The 15652-nt window shown below is 53.4% G+C and carries 15 protein-coding genes and 1 riboswitch; of the genes, 4 read left to right on the top strand and 11 right to left on the bottom strand.

What is annotated here, in order from left to right; genetic code table 11:
- The first annotated feature begins 186 nt into the window (after nucleotides 1–186).
- Nucleotides 187–975 carry a 2OG-Fe(II) oxygenase gene (locus QZ280_RS15325; RefSeq protein WP_293445826.1) on the top strand — a complete coding sequence of 263 codons (789 nt, stop codon included), beginning with the start codon at nucleotides 187–189 and terminating at the stop codon, nucleotides 973–975.
- Nucleotides 976–988: 13 nt separating this feature from the next.
- Here the strand turns inward: QZ280_RS15325 and metZ are convergent, their stop codons facing one another.
- The 4 genes from metZ to ftsY form a co-directional block, all read right to left on the bottom strand.
- Nucleotides 989–2170: an O-succinylhomoserine sulfhydrylase gene (metZ, locus tag QZ280_RS15320; protein WP_293445823.1), complete on the bottom strand. Its 1182-nt coding sequence runs from the start codon at nucleotides 2168–2170 to the stop codon at nucleotides 989–991.
- Nucleotides 2171–2232: 62 nt separating this feature from the next.
- Nucleotides 2233–2309: riboswitch (SAM riboswitch) on the bottom strand.
- Between the two features lie 31 nt (nucleotides 2310–2340).
- Nucleotides 2341–2940 (bottom strand): inner membrane-spanning protein YciB, encoded by a 600-nt coding sequence (locus tag QZ280_RS15315; RefSeq protein WP_293445821.1) that lies wholly within the window; start codon nucleotides 2938–2940, stop codon nucleotides 2341–2343.
- 20 nt (nucleotides 2941–2960) lie between these two features.
- Nucleotides 2961–3881: an EamA family transporter gene (locus tag QZ280_RS15310; RefSeq protein ID WP_293445819.1), complete on the bottom strand. Its 921-nt coding sequence runs from the start codon at nucleotides 3879–3881 to the stop codon at nucleotides 2961–2963.
- A 61-nt stretch (nucleotides 3882–3942) separates the two neighbouring features.
- On the bottom strand, nucleotides 3943–5061 hold the full coding sequence (gene ftsY / locus QZ280_RS15305; protein WP_293445817.1) for a signal recognition particle-docking protein FtsY: 1119 nt from the start codon (nucleotides 5059–5061) through the stop codon (nucleotides 3943–3945).
- A 118-nt stretch (nucleotides 5062–5179) separates the two neighbouring features.
- Here ftsY and QZ280_RS15300 point away from each other — a divergent pair, with 118 nt between their 5' ends.
- On the top strand, nucleotides 5180–5575 hold the full coding sequence (locus QZ280_RS15300) for a hypothetical protein (RefSeq protein ID WP_293445815.1): 396 nt from the start codon (nucleotides 5180–5182) through the stop codon (nucleotides 5573–5575).
- Here QZ280_RS15300 and xseA read toward each other — a convergent pair.
- Nucleotides 5572–7134: an exodeoxyribonuclease VII large subunit gene (xseA, locus tag QZ280_RS15295; protein ID WP_293445812.1), complete on the bottom strand. Its 1563-nt coding sequence runs from the start codon at nucleotides 7132–7134 to the stop codon at nucleotides 5572–5574. The genes QZ280_RS15300 and xseA overlap by 4 nt on opposite strands.
- Nucleotides 7135–7215: 81 nt before the next feature.
- Between xseA and purD the strand changes: the two genes are divergently transcribed.
- A complete protein-coding gene (gene purD, locus QZ280_RS15290) occupies nucleotides 7216–8478 on the top strand; it encodes a phosphoribosylamine--glycine ligase (protein WP_293445809.1) in 1263 nt (420 codons plus the stop codon).
- Between the two features lie 702 nt (nucleotides 8479–9180).
- On the opposite strand, the gene QZ280_RS15285 is transcribed toward purD, so the two are convergent.
- The gene (locus QZ280_RS15285; protein WP_293445806.1) at nucleotides 9181–9504 is read right to left on the bottom strand and encodes a 2Fe-2S iron-sulfur cluster-binding protein; all 324 of its coding nucleotides are present in this window, start codon (nucleotides 9502–9504) and stop codon (nucleotides 9181–9183) included.
- Nucleotides 9505–9757: 253 nt separating this feature from the next.
- Here QZ280_RS15285 and QZ280_RS15280 point away from each other — a divergent pair, with 253 nt between their 5' ends.
- Complete coding sequence (locus tag QZ280_RS15280; RefSeq protein WP_293445938.1) at nucleotides 9758–10276, top strand: peptidoglycan-binding domain-containing protein; 519 nt, start codon at nucleotides 9758–9760, stop codon at nucleotides 10274–10276.
- A 51-nt stretch (nucleotides 10277–10327) separates the two neighbouring features.
- Here QZ280_RS15280 and QZ280_RS15275 read toward each other — a convergent pair whose 3' ends face one another.
- The 5 genes from QZ280_RS15275 to gor all read right to left on the bottom strand — a co-directional run bounded on the left by QZ280_RS15275 (nucleotide 10328) and on the right by gor (nucleotide 15635).
- Complete coding sequence (locus QZ280_RS15275) at nucleotides 10328–11731, bottom strand: Do family serine endopeptidase (protein ID WP_293445936.1); 1404 nt, start codon at nucleotides 11729–11731, stop codon at nucleotides 10328–10330.
- A 243-nt stretch (nucleotides 11732–11974) separates the two neighbouring features.
- Nucleotides 11975–12175: a DUF2065 domain-containing protein gene (locus tag QZ280_RS15270; RefSeq protein WP_293445804.1), complete on the bottom strand. Its 201-nt coding sequence runs from the start codon at nucleotides 12173–12175 to the stop codon at nucleotides 11975–11977.
- 4 nt (nucleotides 12176–12179) lie between these two features.
- On the bottom strand, nucleotides 12180–13052 hold the full coding sequence (locus QZ280_RS15265) for a protease modulator HflC (RefSeq protein WP_293445802.1): 873 nt from the start codon (nucleotides 13050–13052) through the stop codon (nucleotides 12180–12182).
- Nucleotides 13052–14203 (bottom strand): FtsH protease activity modulator HflK, encoded by a 1152-nt coding sequence (gene hflK / locus QZ280_RS15260; protein ID WP_293445800.1) that lies wholly within the window; start codon nucleotides 14201–14203, stop codon nucleotides 13052–13054. Before hflK ends, QZ280_RS15265 begins: the two co-directional genes overlap by 1 nt.
- Before the next feature lie 73 nt (nucleotides 14204–14276).
- On the bottom strand, nucleotides 14277–15635 hold the full coding sequence (gene gor / locus QZ280_RS15255) for a glutathione-disulfide reductase (protein WP_293445798.1): 1359 nt from the start codon (nucleotides 15633–15635) through the stop codon (nucleotides 14277–14279).
- Nucleotides 15636–15652: the final 17 nt, after the last annotated feature.

Genomic DNA, 15652 nt, shown 5'->3' with positions numbered 1-15652 from the left:
TTTGCCCCCCGAGAGCAGAGTCACGGAACTATATATGTGAACGCGCTTAGTTTCCTATGGTTTAAGTTGATCGACCCCGTGAAAAGACGAAGGCATTGTGACCAAATGCGACAGGTTTGCGCGGATTTCGACCTTGCCAAAAGACGACAACCTCGAAATAATGAAATAATTCTAGGAACTTACCCGATGCACGATATACTCGACCTTGATCTCTACCCGCTTGATCAGCCGAATAGCGCCGCCTACGTAGCCCTTGCGAAACGCTGCCAAGCGGATCTGGACGCAGATGGCATGTTCAATCTTGAGGGTTTCATGCGTTCGGCGCCGATTGCGCAGACTTTGGACTTTGCATTGCCCAAGTTCGACACCGAGGCGTTTCACCACGAGCGTAAACATAACATCTACTTCAAGAAGTCGATCCCAGATGTGCCCGACGACTCGCCTCTTTATTCGGAATTTTCGACCTCTAACTTAACCCTTTGCGGAGATCAGGTGGCGGACACACCGGTCAGCCAACTTTATCAATGGCAGCCCTTCATCGACTTTCTATCCGATGTAATGCAGCGCCCTGCCCTTTATCCAATGGCCGACCCGCTCGCATGTTTGAACGTCATGGCCTACCACGATGGACAGGGGCTGAACTGGCACTTTGATCGCTCTGAGTTCACCACGACACTGCTGTTGCAAGCGCCGATCAAGGGCAGCACATTTTTGTATCGTACTGACCTGCGCAGCCCTGAAGATCCCAATTATGAAGGGGTCAACAAACTGGTGCGCGGCGAAGATCCAGACGTACGAGCCCTTGATGTCACAGCAGGAACCTTGAACGTGTTTCGCGGCGTGAACACCCCGCACTGCGTCACCCCCGCACAAGGCGAACGCCCGCGTGTGGTGACGGTTCTCACATATTACGAAACGCCCGGCGCGATGTTCACCGACGAAGAACGTCTAGGGTTTTACGGGCGCACCTTGTGAAGTTGGTGAGCCGTTAAGCCTGCTCAAGCGCCTGCAAAATATCAGCAACCAGATCGTCACTGTCCTCGATCCCAAGGCTTAGACGGATCAAACCTGGGGTAATGCCAAGCGTCTGTTTCTGATCTTCGGGTAAGCGTTGATGCGTTGTTTGTGCTGGGGGTGTTGCGATGGTTTTCGCATCACCAAGGTTGTTCGAGATCAGCGCGATCTTCAACGCATTAAGCGTGCGAAACGCAGCCTCTTTGCCGCCCTTCACGTCAATCGACAACATCGTGCCGCCGTTGCCCATCTGACGCGTCACAAGGTCGTTTTGCGGATGGCTGGCATGGCCCGGATAGATCAAACGCGCTAATTTAGGATGCCCTTCCAATGCCTCTGCTAGCTTGGCCGCGGTCGCCGATTGCGCACGCACGCGTAGGTCCATTGTCTCAAGCCCTTTGAGCATGATCCACGCTGCAAACGGGCTCATCGCGCCGCCTGTGTGCTTCATATAGGGTTCAACTTTGCCACGGATCAATTCATGCGATCCAAGGATAATCCCCCCCAGCGCACGCCCCTGTCCATCAATGTGTTTTGTGGCGGAATAGACAACAATATCAACGCCCAGCTCTATGGCTTTGGAATAGACCGGCGTGGCAAACACATTGTCTGCAACAACGATCGCCCCCACCTCATGCGCCATTGCGCTGACGGATTTGATGTCGACAACTTCCAACGTCGGGTTCGAGATCGTCTCGAAGAAGACAAGCTTTGTGTCTGCTCTGATCGCCGCTTCCCACGCGTCCAAATCGCGGCCATCGACCAAAGTCACTTCAACGCCCATGCGCGGCAGAATTTCATCAAGGATGTAGAGACACGATCCAAACAGCGCGCGCGAACCGACGACGTGATCGCCAGCGCTTACGCAAGCCATCAACGCACCATTGACCGCCGCCATGCCAGAGGCTGTTGCAAACCCGTCTTCACAGCCCTCAATCGCGGCCATGCGTTCCTCGAACATTGCGACCGTGGGGTTACCGTAGCGTGCGTAAATATATTCATCCGGCTCTGCTTTAATAAAGCGCGCCTCGGCCTGTTCAGCCGTGTCATATACGAACCCTTGGGTTAGAAAGATCGCTTCGCTGACTTCGTTCCACTGGCTGCGCTTAGATCCAGCATGGACCAGTTTCGTCCGTGTCTTCCACCCGTTGCTCATATTGTTCTCCATACGCGAAGGCTTTGCTCCACGAAAAAACCCCGATGCGGTCAAACAAACGGGGTTCCCGAGCATTGACCTTTTAGCGGCATATTTAACGTGGCCCACAATCCGGTATCAAATCGCCACAGGTCTTTCTAACGCGCGCTGCGGTGCAGCGTCAACAGGCCCTAATCTTCGATTTCAATATATTTTTGGAGCGCTACGAACTGAAGCCATAAGAATCCGAACAAAAGGATCGGGAAGCCAAAGGTTTCGATCTTGACCCAAGCATCCGTCGACATGGTGCGCCAAATGATTTCGTTGCCCACGGCCAAAGCGCCAAACATCATAGTCAAACGCCGTGTCAGGATCATCCAGCCCTCATGCGCCATCGGAAGCGCATCCGAGAGCACATAGGCCAAATAGCTCTTGCCCTGCACCAAGCCAATGCCAAGGATCACCGCGAAAAAACCGTAGACCAGCGTGGTCTTCATTTTGAAGAAGCGTTCATCGTTGAAATAGGCCGTAAGACCGCCAAAAAAGATCACCATGAAGGCCGTAAAGATCTGCATGCGACTAAGTTTTCCGGTAAAATACCAAAGCGCGCCCATCGCGATCAGCAAAACAGGCACAAAGGCCACGGTGGCGACAATAAAGCCCGAATATTCTGTGCCCGCCCAAGTATATGTGTTGTCGCGCATCCGAAGATACAGCAGGAAAAACGCCAGCGTTGGCCCAAGTTCGAGAACCTGTTTCAGAATTGGATTGATGTCTTTTTCTTCAGCCATTTTAGGCCCCTTCTTGGCGTTTAACCTGCAAATTCTACGATCACCGCGCCAAGCGCAATAAGTGCCATAAGGGCAATACGGCGTGGGCCAACAGTTTCTTTCAGCACCAGCCACCCGATCAGCGCAGCAAAGACCGTTGAAGTTTCCCGTAAAATGGCCGCTTCACCCACCTTGTCAAGGCGTGTGGCCAGCATGATAGACCCAAATGACGCAAATGCGATAAGCCCGCCAATGAAACCACGCAGCGCGAGAGGCGGCAGACTTGGCGGATTTTGCATGCGCTTGTAATGCGTGTAAGCGATCGGCGGGATCGCGATGCCATCGATAAAGAAGAACCACGCAAGGAAGGTAAACGGATCGGCGGTTGCGCGAATTCCGTAGGCGTCATAGGTTGTGTAAAGGGCCACGAACAGGCCAGTTGCAAAGGCAAGACAAAGCGCGGAAACCAGCGTCGTGCGATCTGTAACGAGGAAGAAATAGTTATAAGCCGCCAATCCGAAGATACCACAGAGCAAGATCAGAACTCCGAACCATTGGACACCATTGAACGTCTCACCAAAGATCAGATACGCGCCGAAGACTGCAAACAAAGGGCCAGTCCCGCGCACCACCGGATAAACAACCGTATAAGCCCCTTTTGTGTAAGCGAAGGCCTGCAAGAGTTTGTATCCAAGGTGGATGATGAAGGCCCCCGCGAAGACCGGCCACATATGAGGTTCTGGCCAAGGCACCACGAAAAGCGCGATGGGCATGGCCATTAATCCATAGCTTGCATCAATCGCACCGCGGCTGAGCCAAGGATCGTGGCGGCCTTTTTGTAAAGCGCCAAAGACGGCATGCAGGAAAGCGGCTGACAGCGCGAGTATAAGCGCGACGGTATGGCCCTGCTCTGTCCCTTCGAGCGAAATCAGCCAGTCAGAGAGCGTCATTGAAGCAGGCATGGGGGCCTGCCAGCGCCGCGCTTTGCGCGTCTCCCCCAGAGTTCACTTGGCAAGATGAAGTTCAAAGAGTGCGCCCCGTGAGTGCGTTTGCAAAGTCTTCGGGATCGAACCCATTAAGGTCATCAATTTGTTCACCCACACCAATCGCGTGAATGGGCAGGCCAAATTTGTCCGCGAGCGCAACAAGAACACCGCCTTTCGCAGTGCCATCGAGTTTGGTCATCACAAGGCCCGACACATCCGCGAGTTTCTGGAAGGTTTCCACTTGGTTCAACGCGTTTTGACCTGTGGTAGCGTCTAGCACGAGGAGGGTGTTGTGCGGCGCGCTTGGGTCTTTTTTCTGGATCACGCGCACGATCTTGGAGAGTTCTTCCATCAGATCAGCCCGGTTTTGCAAGCGGCCTGCGGTGTCGATCATCAAAAGGTCCGCGCCGTCTGCTTCTGCTTTTGTCATCGAATCAAATGCGAGGCTGGCAGGATCAGAGCCTTCGGGTGCGGTCAACACCGGCACGCCAGCGCGGGTTCCCCAGACTTGAAGCTGCTCCACAGCAGCCGCGCGAAACGTATCGCCTGCCGCGATAACCACGTTTTTGCCCGACGCTTTAAACTGGCTGGCGAGTTTGCCAATTGTGGTTGTCTTTCCAGACCCGTTAACGCCAACCACCAAGACGACCTGTGGTTTTTTCGGATAAATTGGCAGAGGTTTTGCCACGGGTTCCATAATGCGGGCAATCTCAGCCGCGAGTAGATCTTTGATTTCTTCAGTTGAGAGTTTACGCCCCATGCGCCCCTCGGCCATGTTCGCGCTGACCCTAAGGGCCGTATCGACGCCCATGTCGGAACTGATGAGCAATTCTTCCAACTGCTCCAACATATCATCATCAAGTACACGGCGCGTCACCTGCTTGGTGGCCGCGCGTCCAATGATCCGGCCCAAGAGACCGGTTTTTGGGGCAGGTTCAGGCGACGGGATGACTTCAGGTTTTGGTTCAGGCTCTGGCTCTGGCTCTGGCTCTGGCATAACATCAGGGGCGGCAGCCACAACTGTAACTTGGGCGTCCTCAATTATCGGCGTTTTTTCATCCACTTCGCCGCCATCGTCGACAATAGCATCCAAACCCTTTTCAAGTTTGGAGGATGAATTGAACAACCGATCTTTCAGTTTCTTAAAAAACGCCATGGGCAGAACTCCGCTAGTGTCCTTCACCTAAAGACGAATTGCGCGATTTGAAAGGGCAGTGCGATTGAAACTATCGGCGCTTTGCGGCACGCTTTGAGGAAGAGCGAAAGGACACAGCATGCGATTGAGCCACGTGACCCTCATTTTAGGCCTTTGCGCCGCACCGCTTTGGGCAGCCCCTTTGTCGAGCGATGCGTTTGACGCCTACACAAAGGGCAAGACACTTTATTTTAGCAAAGGCGGCGAAGCCTATGGGGCCGAACGGTACTTGCCCGGCAGGCGTGTCGAATGGTCCTTCCTAGATGGCAACTGCAAATCAGGCCATTGGTATGCGTTGGGGCAAGGCATTTGTTTTGTCTACGAGGATCGCCCAGACCCACAATGTTGGGATTTTGAAGCAACCGCAAAAGGACTGCGTGCGACGTTTTTGGGCACAGGCGAAACCACAGAGCTTTATGAGGCCGAACAATCGAGCGAACCGATGTATTGTAAAGGACCAGAAGTGGGCGTTTAAAAGAGCGACCCTTGGTCTTTGGGATCAGGTTTGAGTGTTGCGGTTTTAGCAGGTTTGGCTGGTCGACCTGTGCCGATATTCAGCGTGCCATCAGCAAACTCGATATCGAGCGCTACGTGGGATTTCGCCGCTTTTTGGGTGGTCAGCACATCGCCATCAGCGCTGCGCACAACCGCATAGCCGCGATCCAAGGTTGCTTTGTACCCAAGCGTTAGCCTTAGACGATCTAGGGCATCCAACTTGCGCGTTTGTTGATCTTGTTGTCCATATGCGGCTTGTTTGAAACGATGGAGCACGTCTCTAAGATTCTGACAACGCAGTTCAATTTGTGCATCGACCCTAATGGCATCAAAGCGCTTGCTCAGGTTCTGAAGATCAGTCGCTGCCGTAGTACGTTTACGTTCCAAGGCAGGGGCAAGACGTGCAGCACGGTCTTTCACGCGCTCAGACGATGCCTCCAAACTGCGCGATAAAAGCGAAGGCCGCAGCGCGCCGGAGGCTTGGCTAAGCCCCGTGCGTCCCAAATTGATGCGCGCTGTAAGCGCATTTGGCAAACGCGCGGAGGCGAGATCAAGGCGCTGTTGGGAGTGCGCCAGCAACGCTTCTCGGCGTGGAAGTGCGCGCGATAGATCACGCAATTTTTCGCCGCGATAATTCAACGCTGCCCGCATCGCAGAAATACGACGCCCTTCGGATTCTTCCAATCGCGCGAGCAATTCTGCGCGCACAGGCACCGCGCGTTCGGCCGCCGCTGTTGGGGTCGGTGCGCGGTGATCGGACGCAAAATCGATCAATGTCGTATCGGTTTCGTGCCCAACCGCAGAGATCAAAGGAATGTCCGAGCCAGCCGCCGCGCACGCGACGATCTCTTCGTTGAACCCCCATAGATCCTCGATCGAGCCACCACCGCGTGCGACGATAATCAAATCAGGTCGCGGTAAAGCCCCACCGGGTGTAAAAGCGTTGAAACCGTCAATGGCACGGGTCACTTCTGGCGCACAACGCTCGCCTTGCACTGCAACGGGCCAGATCAGAACCTTGCGGGGAAAACGATCCCGCAAACGATGCAAAATATCGCGAATAACCGCACCGGTAGGCGATGTCACAACTCCGATCACTTCCGGAAGAAACGGAATATCTTGCTTGCGTTCGGGATCAAAAATCCCTTCGGCCGCCAGCTTTTTCTTGCGCTTTTCTAGCATCGCCATCAACGCGCCTTCACCTGCGACGGCCACATCCTGAACATTCATCTGATACTTGGATTGCCCCGGAAATGTAGTCAAACGCCCAGTCGCGATGATTTCCATTCCCTCTTCAGGCATCACCGTCAACTTGGCGACCTGCCCTTTCCAAGCCGTACAGCCCAAAACAGAGCGATCATCCTTAATGTCGAAATACAAATGCCCCGAGCGCGCATGAACGACACGCCCCACCTCACCACGAATGCGTACATGATCAAACGTGCCTTCAATCGTGCGTTTAACCGCGTTCGAAATCTCTGAAACAGTAAATTCCGGCTCATTCGCCCCTTCGCGGGGATCATCGATCATATCAGACATAGGGCCTCGCTTGTGCATCGGGTGCGCCCAGACTAGAACGCGAGCGACAGAAGGCCAATACGTCGCAGACAGGAGCGCGCAATGAATATTCTTATCTTGGGTAGCGGCGGGCGCGAACATTCGCTGGCCTGGGCTGTGATGCAAAATCCGAAGTGTGATAAGTTGATTGTAGCCCCAGGAAATGCGGGCATTGCCAAGATTGCGACCTGCGCCGCGTTCGACATTGAAGACAGCGCAGCAGTCATAGAATTCGCGCAAAATGAGTCGATTGATTTCGTGATTATCGGACCAGAAGCACCATTGGCCGCAGGCGTATCCGACGATCTGATTAATGCGGGTTTCTTAGTGTTTGGCCCCTCAAAAGAAGCGGCGCAGCTAGAGGCGTCCAAGGCCTTTACCAAGGAAATTTGTGATGCGGCCAATGCCGCGACTGCGGGCTATGGACATTTCACCGATGCCGAGAGCGCCAAGGCGTATATCCTCGAAAATGGCGCACCGATTGTGGTGAAGGCCGACGGATTGGCAGCCGGCAAAGGCGTTGTCGTCGCGATGGACCTCGACGAGGCACTTGCGGCGGTCGATGACATGTTTGGTGGCGCATTTGGCGGTGCAGGCGCGGAAGTGGTGATCGAAGAGTTCATGGAAGGCGAAGAAGCCTCATTTTTTGTGCTCTGCGACGGGGAAAACGTTCTGCCCATCGGCACGGCGCAAGATCACAAGCGCGTCGGCGAAGGTGATACCGGCCCGAACACGGGCGGCATGGGGGCCTATTCTCCCGCACCCGTCCTCACGGATGCGATTGCAGAACGCGCGTTGGACGAAATCGTGAAGCCTTGCATGGCGGAGATGGCGCGACGAGGCACGCCCTATCAAGGCGTCCTTTATGCAGGGTTGATGATCAAAGACGGCGCAGCGCGCTTGGTGGAGTATAACGCACGCTTTGGCGATCCTGAGTGTCAGGTTTTGATGATGCGACTGGGGGGACAAATCTTGGATCTGCTTCTGGCAACAGCGGAAAAATCCCTCGCTGACGCGCAAGTGAATTGGGCGAACGATCACGCAATGACCGTGGTCATGGCCGCAAACGGATATCCTGGTATTTATGAAAAAGGTTCTGTTATCAATGGGCTAGATGCGTTCAGCGATGACAGTTTCAACGTAGTCTTTCATGCGGGCACCGCTGAGAAAGACGGGCATACAATCGCAACAGGTGGTCGGGTCTTGAATGTCACAGCCCGTGGCGAAAGTTTGGCAGCCGCCCATCAACACGCTTATGCGACAGTTGATGCGATCGAGTGGCCCGAAGGCTTCTTTCGCCGTGATATCGGTTGGCGCGCGCTTTGAAACGCTTTAAAGACAGATCATCGCGCGCTGCCTAAGACCTGCTTTGGAGAATGGCCCCGTGTCTTTCGTTGCGATTTTGCGACCCTCAAGCTGCGAAATCATGATGCGCGACCAATTTGCATTTGCGGTTGCAGTTCGCGGAGCGTCATCACCGCAGCTCAGGATCCCGCCTGAGATGAAATCTTCACCAAAACGATGATTTGTAAGACCTGCTGATCAAAGACATGGCGCAACGCACCATCTTCAAACCGCCAAATCCATAGCGTTTTCACAAGATGCAGACGGTCGATTTAAACCAGCTCGATATTACTATCATCGTCCAGATCACCTAACCCAAGTGGTGCGAGCCAACGGTTTGATCGATCAATATAAGGCGTCGCAGAGACGAGACCTGTCTCGGTCGTAAATCGCCAGACGAGCGCCTTGATTCATGCTGGATTCAATAACAACGAACTCTACAATGCTATCAAAACCCATATCATACAAGCACGGCTTAAGATTCTCGAACACGCGTGTTTCAGGCAGGCGCATGGTTATCGCCTCACCTGTATCAGTCACAATTTCAAGCGCACCAAATTCGATAGCGTCGCCCAATATGCCATGGGCATACCGTTTGTTGGCTCTGAATAATGGGCCTCAGCCACGCCCGCGCTGGCAGAAGTGGTGGGTCATAAAATAACAGCGCAACAGCGAAAAGGCGCTTTAGATTTGCTTTTCAGGCATCTGAACGATCAGGCCTTCCAGAGCGTCCGTTACCTTCAACTGGCACGTCAAACGCGACCGCGTTTCATCCGGCTCAAACGCAAAATCGAGCATATCAACTTCCATATCATCTTTCACAGGCAGCTTTTCGACCCAGCTCGCATCCACATAAACATGGCACGTAGAGCAAGCACATGCGCCGCCGCAATCCGCCTCAATACCCGGAATGTTATTGTCGCGCGCGCCTTCCATGACAGTCATGCCATTGGCAACATCCACAACATGTTCTTTTCCACCGTGCTCAATATATGTGATTTTCGCCATTTCAGTATCCCTAATCTATCTGTTTTCTTTGTCTAACGGCACAAGCCTGCGCCTTCCAGTGCCATTTGCGTCATCACGCATATCTTTAAAGCCGCATCCCGGCGCAGCTTTCATCTTGTAACTATGCCTTTGCTAAAAAAACCGCTCAGCAAAAAATTAGATCGCCATCAAGGCGGTAAGCAGTGAAACAAGCGTTATGCAGCACAGCTATTTCGCATTTCCGCGATTTGCGGTGATCCGGTGCGTGACCGACATGGCTTCGCTGTATTTTGTGGCTTCTTGCGCAGCCCCTTTAGAAACAGTGGCCCAAGCTGCGTTCAATGATGAGCACGAATTGGTCTACACGCGCTCCACACCTCCGCCCGGCGCGAAAGAAGGCAGTTGTTGGGGCAAGCATGTGACACCTGCAGAACTTGAAACCTTCACGCATCAAATTCAGCTGCAACCTGCTGAATTTCGAACTGATAGCACAGTAAGTGCACCTGCAGTTTATAAAACCGAAACATCGCAACGGATTACGAAAGAACGTCGTGAATTGTCGTTTGAGACCCCATGCGCTCTAGCGCTAACCCCAGAATTTGTAGAAAGCTTGCAACGTGCCTTGAAAGCGCGTGGGCGTTTCCATGGGAGTGTTTATGGTTACATCAATGCCCGCACACGCAGCGCAATTCGCAAATACCAAGCGTCGCAAGGGCTTGATAGTTCAATCTTGTTCGTGGCAGCGGCACGCAGACTTGGCTTGGTCGCTTACGATTTCGAAGACGATGGTTAAACGAAAAAGGCCCCGCATGTGCAGGGCCTTCTATTTGATACCTGTGGCGATTTAGCCCTCTTCAAGTGCCAATGCAACAAAGCGTGGATCGCCAGCACGACGCACTAATAGCAAGAGCGACTTGCGGCCAGCCTCACGCGCAGCTTCAATCTGTTTGGTCAGATCCACCACACTCGCAAGCTTTTGCTGCCCTGCTTCAGTGATCAAATCACCCGCACGCAGACCTTTTTCGTAAGCTTTACTGGTTTCGACCACGTCCTGAATAACCAAACCGCTTGCGCTATCCGTGAGATCAAGCTGCTCACGCAACTCATCCGTGATCTCAGAAATCGTCAAGCCAAGCACTTCGGTCTTGGACGGTGCCGCAGGTTGTGAAGCAGGCACCGCTCCTTCCGCTTCTTCGCGACGGCCAAGCGTCACTTTCAGCGTTTCAGTCTTACCGTCGCGGAACACAACAACACGAACGGCCTTACCCACTTGCGTGTTGCCTACAGTTTTGACCAAAGAACGCGTATCGCTAACGTCTTTACCATCAAAGCTCATGATGACGTCGCCAGCTTTGATGCCCGCTTCCATGGAAGGGCCGTCAGGCACATCCGTTACCAGGGCACCAGCTGCATTTTCGAGACCAATTGCTTCAGCCACGTCGTCCGTCACGTCCTGAATACGCACACCAAGCCAACCGCGACGTGTTTCGCCGAACTCTTTCAGTTGATCGACAACTTTCACAACAACATTGGATGCCATCGAAAAACCGATCCCGATTGAACCACCGTTAGGGGACAAAATAGCAGTGTTCACGCCAATCACGTCGCCGTCCATGTTGAACAAGGGACCACCAGAATTGCCACGGTTAATCGCCGCGTCCGTCTGGATGTAGTCATCGTAGGATCCGCTGAGCGCACGATTGCGTGCAGAAACAATGCCTGCGGAGACAGAAAATCCCTGGCCAAGCGGGTTACCCATCGCCATGACCCAATCGCCCACGCGCGAGATGTCGCTATCACCAAAGCTGACGAAGGAAAGCGACTTGTCTGTTTCCACTTTAAGCAATGCAATATCCGTGTTCGGGTCTGTACCGATCACTTTTGCAGGTAGTTCGCCGCCTTCAAAGAATTCAATGAGGATCTCATCCGCACCCTCAATGACGTGGTTGTTGGTGACCACAAATCCGTCTTCGGAAATCACAAAGCCAGAGCCGAGCGCGGAGGACCGGCGCGGTCGATCGCCATTGCCGCCACGATTGCGGTCTTGGAATTCGCGAAAGAACTCTTCGAAGGGCGAGCCTTCGGGCGCGACTCCGCGTGGCGCAGTATTGCGCGCAACTGTTGTCGAAGTGGTGATATTAACCACCGCAGGGCTGATCTTTTCAGCAAGATCCGCAAAACTTTCAGGGGCACCGCGCGCCGCTGCACTCAGCGTTTGAAGCAATAGCAAGGCAACGCTAAGCCCCATGGCCAGAGCCCATGGCAGAACTTTGCGCGTTTCATCTTGTTTGTCTTGAGAGAGAGCAATTGCATTAGACATTGTAGTAGACCTCCTTATTTGGTCCGAGCCTATGCCGGATCAATCGTTGATACCGGCTCTTATACTCATCCTCTATCTAGGTGTCCGCAGGCGCAACGCAAATCTCGTTTCAGTGTTTCAAGCGTATGTGAAGATTAAGTGAACAAAACCGCTCCCATGAGCAGAAATGTTTCAACCAGCCCCCATTGTTCGCGCAGCGAGTAAGAAGCAAACGCCGAGAACGAGCACCAAAAATCCGAACGTGCGGCGCATCTCTAATGAGAGGTTTTTCAAGGCTTCGAGCAGGTCTTCAACAAGCGAAGGGGCCAGTGCGTACACCAGCCCCTCGACGATCAAGACCAAACCAGTTGCCAAAAAGATGTTGGCAAACATTAGGTTACTCCGATTTTGTATCCGACTTCAGGTAATTGAAGAAGTCGCTGTCAGGTGACAGAACCATTGTCGAGTTGTTGCCCTGCAACGCCCCGCGGTAGGCCTCAAGCGAGCGGTAGAATTCAAAAAACTCCTGATCCTCGCCGTAAGCACTTGCGAAGATCGCATTACGTTCCGCGTCTGCTTCACCTCGAGTAATTTCGCTATCGCGACGTGCATCGGAAACGATTTCGACCTGCGTACGATCCGCCAAAGCACGCACACGTTGCGCCGCTTCGTTACCACGGGCAATCTCGTCCGCCGCTTCACGTTCACGCTCCGCACGCATACGCGCAAAGGTAGATTCGAGGTTCTCAGAGGGCAAGTCAGTCCGCTTCAAACGCACGTCGATGACTTCAATACCGAGACCCCGAGCTTCAGAAATCGCACCATTTCGGATACGAAGCATCAGCGCCGCACGATCCGTGCTGAGGATGTCATTGGAGGATACGGAACCCAAAATTTCACGCGTTTCAGAGCGCAAGATACTGTCCAAACGGCTTTCCGCTGCAGGAATACCACCCCCACCAACCGCTTGACGGAACTGGTTCACATCAGCGATCCGGTAACGCGCAAACGCGTCAACCACAAGACGACGGTCATCCAGAGGCGTCACTTCGAGTGGGTCGATGTCACGGCTAAGAATACGGTCGTCATATCGGACAACATCCTGAATCAACGGAATTTTAAATGCTAGACCTGGATTTTCTTTGATATCGACAACCCGGCCAAACTGAAGCACGAGCGCTTTCTCGCGTTCGTCCACGATGAACATAGATGACAGAATTCCGGCAATCGCAATCACCGCAATCGGCAACAAATATGTAGTTTTACGCATTAGTTGCTCCCTCCTGTAGTAGATTTACGAAGCTCGTTGAGCGGAAGGTAGGGAACGACGCCTTGGCCGCCTCCGCCATTCTCGTCAAGGATGATTTTGTCAACACGCCCTAGTACTTCCTCCATCGTCTCGAGGTAGAGGCGCTTGCGCGTGACTTCCGGTGATTTCTCGTACTCGGCCAGAACGGCTGTGAAACGGGACGCTTCACCTGTCGCTTCATTCACGACACGTGCGCGGTAGCCTTCAGCTTCTTCCAAAACCTGCGCCGCTTCACCCCGTGCTTCCGCAACAATACGGTTCGCATAGGCGTCCGCTTGCTTCTCAAGGCGGTCACGTTCTTGCTCGGCAGCTTGGACCTCACGGAATGAATCGATCACCTGTTGAGGAGGATCCGCTTTGTCGAAGTTCACACGTACGACATTCATACCAGAATCGTAGCTATCCAGCGTGCTTTGGATCAAATCCTTAAGACGATCACCAATGCTTGCACGGTCTCTGTTGAGGATCGGGGCCAATTCAGATTGCGCAATAATCTCACGCATCGCAGATTCAGACACCGCACGGATCGTCATTTGTGGATCACGCAGGTTGAACAAGAACTTCGCAGGATCGGTGATGTTCCAAACCACTTGAAAATCGATGTCTACAATGTTTTCATCACCCGTCAGCATCAGACCCGCTTCGGAGCCACGAGCTCCAACGCCAATATCCTCTGTTTGCTCTCGCGTGACAGCAATTACCTCTTTGGTAACAATCGGCCATGGCGCGAAGTTCAAGCCAGGATTACCAGTAGAGGAATATGCGCCAAGCAACAGTTCAACAGACTGCTCTTCCGGTTTCACAGTGTAAAAGCTGGCCATGCCCCAAAGAACAACTGCAGCGACAACACCAAGACCAATAGTCCCGCGCGTCAACATCGGCCCACCAGAATCGCCGCCGCCAGAGCCGTTGGTGCCATTACCGCCACCGCGACCACCCATCAGAACACGCAATTGCTCCTGACCTTTTTTCATCAGCTCGTCGATTTCGGGAATCTGCGGTCCGTCCCCTTCGGGACGACGACCACCGCCGTTATTGCCAGACCCGCGATTATCATCGCCTGATCCGTTATTTCCACCGCCACCCCATGGGCCGCCGTTGTTACCAGCCATTTTTAGCTATTTCCTCTTAGTTAAATCTGTTTGAACCACCCTACCCGTCTAACTGGTCAGGTTTCCCAAAATTTCAAGCCATGCGTGTCGGTGTTTTCATCGTTACCAATTCTTCCGACATTGTAGGATGCACTGCAACCGTGCGATCAAAGTCTTCTTTGGTTGCGCCCATTTTCACTGCGATGCCTGCGAGTTGGATCAATTCACCTGCCCCCGGGGCGACAATGTGACAGCCCAGAACCTTGCGATCTTCCTGTGACACGATGAGTTTCATCAAAACTTTTTCCGCGCGACCCGCGAAGCTTTGCTGCATGGGCTTGAACGATGCGCTATAAACTTCAATCGCGCCTTGCGCCTTTGCCTCTTCCTCGGACAGGCCGACGGTGCCCATTTCAGGCTGCGTGAAAATCGCAGTTGGGATCACATCATGATCAGGTTTCGTCGGGTTGCCTTTGAATACCGTTTCGACAAAGGCCATGCCTTCGCGGATCGCAACAGGTGTTAGGTTCGCACGGTCTGTCACATCGCCCACCGCATAGATCGAGGGCACGCCCGTTTGGCTATACTCATCCACAACAATCTCGCCCTTGCGACCGAGTTTAACGCCGACCTCTTCAAGGCCCAAATCATCAGAGTTGGGCACACGACCTGTAGCGAACATCACTTGATCGAAAGTACGCTCTACGCCGTTGGTGTCCTTCACCCAAATACCAGCACCTGCGCGGCGCATTTCTGCGACATTGGTTTTCAACTCAAGATTCACGCCTTTAACGATCATTTCTTCAGCAACCACTGTGCGCGCTTCATCATCGAAGCCACGCAGGATCTGATCGCCGCGATAGAATTGCGTGGTTTGGACGCCCATTCCATTCATCACACCCGCAAATTCGGACGCTATATAGCCACCACCAACAATCAGCATGGATTTTGATAGCTGTTCAAGATGGAAAATCTCGTTCGAGGTGATTGCGTGCTCTGCGCCAACAATCATGGGCTTCACGGGGCGACCACCGACAGCAATCAGAATATGCTTCGCAGTTTTGCGCGTACCGTCCGCCAATTCAATCGTATGCGCATCCGCGATGCGTGCACGACTATCAAAGGTTTCGACACCTGCGTTCTTGAGCAAATTACGGTAGATCCCCTCAAGGCGATCCAGCTCAGCTTGCATCTTTTTCTGAAAGGCAGTCCAATCGAACCCTTTGTTCGACACATCCCAGCCATAAGCCTGCGCTTCTTCTGCCAGACCTGCATAACCAGATGCGAACACCATCAATTTTTTGGGAACACAGCCACGAATGACGCAAGTGCCGCCGTAGCGATCTTCCTCGGCCAACGCGACCTTCGCACCCGCATCCTGCGCTGCTACGCGCGCCGCACGCACTCCGCCAGAGCCGCCACCAATCACAAACAAATCGTAGTCAAATGCCATTCCAAAGTCCTTAAGTC

The organism is Planktotalea sp. (assembly GCF_018607995.1).
Lineage (GTDB): Bacteria > Pseudomonadota > Alphaproteobacteria > Rhodobacterales > Rhodobacteraceae > Planktotalea.
Note: the sequence above shows the minus strand (reverse complement) of the source record. Positions and strands in the feature narration are given on the sequence as shown.